Genomic DNA, 2,768 nt, shown 5'->3' on the forward strand with positions numbered 1-2,768 from the left:
ACGCCTTTGTCTATTTCTTTATGAAAAGGAGAAGGTATTATGGCAAACGTAGCAGAATATTTCGGAAGTCTGGTATTTGACGACAAGACGATGAAAGAGCGGCTGGATCCCAAGATCTACAAGCAGCTCCGCAAAACGATCGACGACGGCGAGCAGCTGAATATTCAGGTAGCGAACGCCGTAGCTGCGGCATTAAAGGAATGGGCGGTCGAGAAGGGCGCGACTCATTACACCCACTGGTTCCAGCCGTTGACAGGTATCACCGCCGAGAAGCATGACAGCTTTATCACTCCCTCTCCCGACGGCAGAGTGATCATGGAATTCTCCGGCAAGGAGCTGATCAAGGGCGAGCCCGATGCGTCCTCGTTCCCCTCGGGCGGTCTGCGCGCGACCTTTGAAGCAAGAGGCTATACCGCGTGGGACCCCACCTCCTACGCTTTCATCAAGGGCAAGACCCTTTGTATCCCCACCGCGTTCGCATCCTACAGCGCCGACGCGCTGGATAAAAAGACCCCGCTGTTGCGCTCCATGCAGGCGCTGAATATCCAGGCGATGCGCGTCTTAAAGCTCTTCGGCAACGAGGACGTCAAGCGCGTCGTTACCTCTGTCGGCCCCGAGCAGGAATATTTTTTGGTTCCCAAGGAGCTGTACGCAAAGCGCAAGGATCTGATCTATACAGGCCGCACGCTCTTCGGCGCTCGTCCTCCTAAGGGTCAGGAGCTTGACGATCACTACTTCGGTACCATCAAGCCGCGCGTCCTCGCGTATATGGAGGATCTCAACGACGAGCTGTGGAAGCTCGGCATCCTCGCGAAAACCCAGCATAACGAGGTCGCTCCGGCACAGCATGAGCTGGCGCCCATCTACACAACGACTAACGTCGCGACAGACCACAACCAGCTGACCATGGAGATCATGCAAAAGGTTGCGGAACGTCACGGGCTGGTATGTCTGCTGCATGAAAAGCCCTTCAAGGGCGTGAACGGCTCGGGCAAGCACAACAACTGGTCGATCGGCACGGATACAGGCGTCAACCTGCTCACTCCCGGTGAGACGCCGTTCGAGAACGTGCAGTTCCTGCTGTTCCTCGTGGCGGTCATCAAGGCGGTCGACGAGTATCAGGATCTGCTGAGGCTATCTGTCGCGACCGCAGGCAACGATCACCGTTTAGGCGCGAATGAAGCGCCGCCCGCCGTCATCTCCATCTTCCTCGGCGACGAGCTGACTGCTGTGCTGGACGCGATCGAGAACGATACCGAGTATGAGGGCACAAAGAAGAAATATATGAAGCTCGGCGTTGATGTTCTGCCGCGCTTTCGACGCGATACCACCGACCGCAACCGTACCTCGCCCTTTGCGTTCACGGGCAACAAGTTCGAGTTCCGTATGCTCGGCTCCTCTAACTCCATCGCTTGCTGTAATATGATGCTCAACTCCGCTGTCGCGGAAGTCTTGAAGCAGTTTGCGGATGTGCTGGAGAAGTCCGAGGACTTTGAAAACGACGTTCATGACCTCATTCGTAAGACGATCAAGGAGCATAAGCGCATCATTTTCAACGGCAACGGTTACGACGACGCATGGATCGAAGAAGCCGAGAAGCGCGGATTATCCAACCTCAAAACGACTGCCGACGCGATGCCGCATCTGCTGGACGAAAAGAATGTGGCGATGCTGACCGCTCACAAGGTATTCACTGTCGCTGAGCTTGAGAGCCGCATGGAGATCATGCTCGAAAACTACGTCAAGCAGGTCAATATCGAAGCGCTGACGATGGTGGATATGACCGGCAAGCAGATCATCCCCGCGATCGAGACCTATCTGATGAAGCTCTTGAAGAACGTTTCTATGAAGAAGGCGATTTCTCCAGAGATCAGCTGTGCTTATGAAACTGCTAACATCGAGAAGCTCTCCGCCGCCTGTGACGAGATGAGCGCCAACGCGGGTATCCTCGAGCGTTTGGCGGAGCATCTCGCGCATATCGACGATATCGTGGAGCAAGCGAACTTCGTCCGCGATGAACTCCTGCCGCAGATGGATACACTGCGCAACTATGCCGACGCGGCAGAAGCGGTCGTTGACGCTGAGATCTGGCCGCTGCCGACCTACGGCGAGCTGCTCTTCGGAGTAAGATGAGTTAGAAATAAGAACTAAGAAAGAAGAAATATGAACTTCTTAGCTGATTGACAATGTACAAAGGCGTACTCTGCTTTCGCGGGGTACGCCTCATTTCATATTTGGAAGGTGAAACTATGACAGTAGAATTTTGGTTTTTGATCGGCGCCGCTCTGGTGTTCTGGATGCAGGCAGGCTTTGCGATGGTAGAAGCGGGCTTTACCCGTGCCAAGAACGCCGGCAATATCATCATGAAAAACCTAATGGATTTTTGTATCGGTACCGTGGTATTCGCCCTGTTGGGCTATACCATCATGATGGGGGAGGATACCTTATTCGGTCTGATCGGTATCCCGAACATGGATTTATTTACCCACTTCAAGGCGTTCATCGCGTCTCCCGGGAACGGCGACTTTACCGCCGCTTCCACCTTCGTGTTCAACCTTGTTTTCTGCGCGACGACCGCAACGATCGTTTCCGGCGCTATGGCAGAGAGGACGAAGTTCTCCGCCTACTGCATCTATTCGGGTGTGATCTCCCTGTTCATCTACCCGATCGAAGCGCACTGGATCTGGGGCGGCGGCTGGCTTTCCCAGCTTGGGTTTCACGACTACGCAGGCTCCTGCGCGATCCACATGGTAGGCGGTATAGCGGCT

At 54.7% G+C, this 2,768-nt stretch carries 2 protein-coding genes; both read left to right on the top strand.

The window, feature by feature from the left end; translation table 11 throughout:
- The first annotated feature begins 39 nt into the window (after positions 1 to 39).
- Entirely contained in the window at positions 40 to 2,133 is a 2,094-nt protein-coding gene (locus R2I50_RS10080) for a glutamine synthetase III (RefSeq protein ID WP_316609012.1), read from the top strand.
- A gap of 116 nt (positions 2,134 to 2,249) precedes the next feature.
- Positions 2,250 to 2,768 (top strand): ammonium transporter (locus R2I50_RS10085; RefSeq protein ID WP_399552888.1); only part of this gene is annotated, 519 nt, incomplete at its 3' end.

Origin of the sequence: uncultured Ruminococcus sp., from assembly GCA_902785355.1 — a bacterium.
Classification (GTDB): domain Bacteria; phylum Bacillota; class Clostridia; order Oscillospirales; family Acutalibacteraceae; genus Ruminococcoides.

What these genes read in the sequence shown, in the direction of transcription:
- R2I50_RS10080 (WP_316609012.1), top strand. Translation starts at nt 40, where the DNA reads ATGGCAAACGTAGCAGAATATTTCGGAAGTCTGGTATTTGACGACAAG.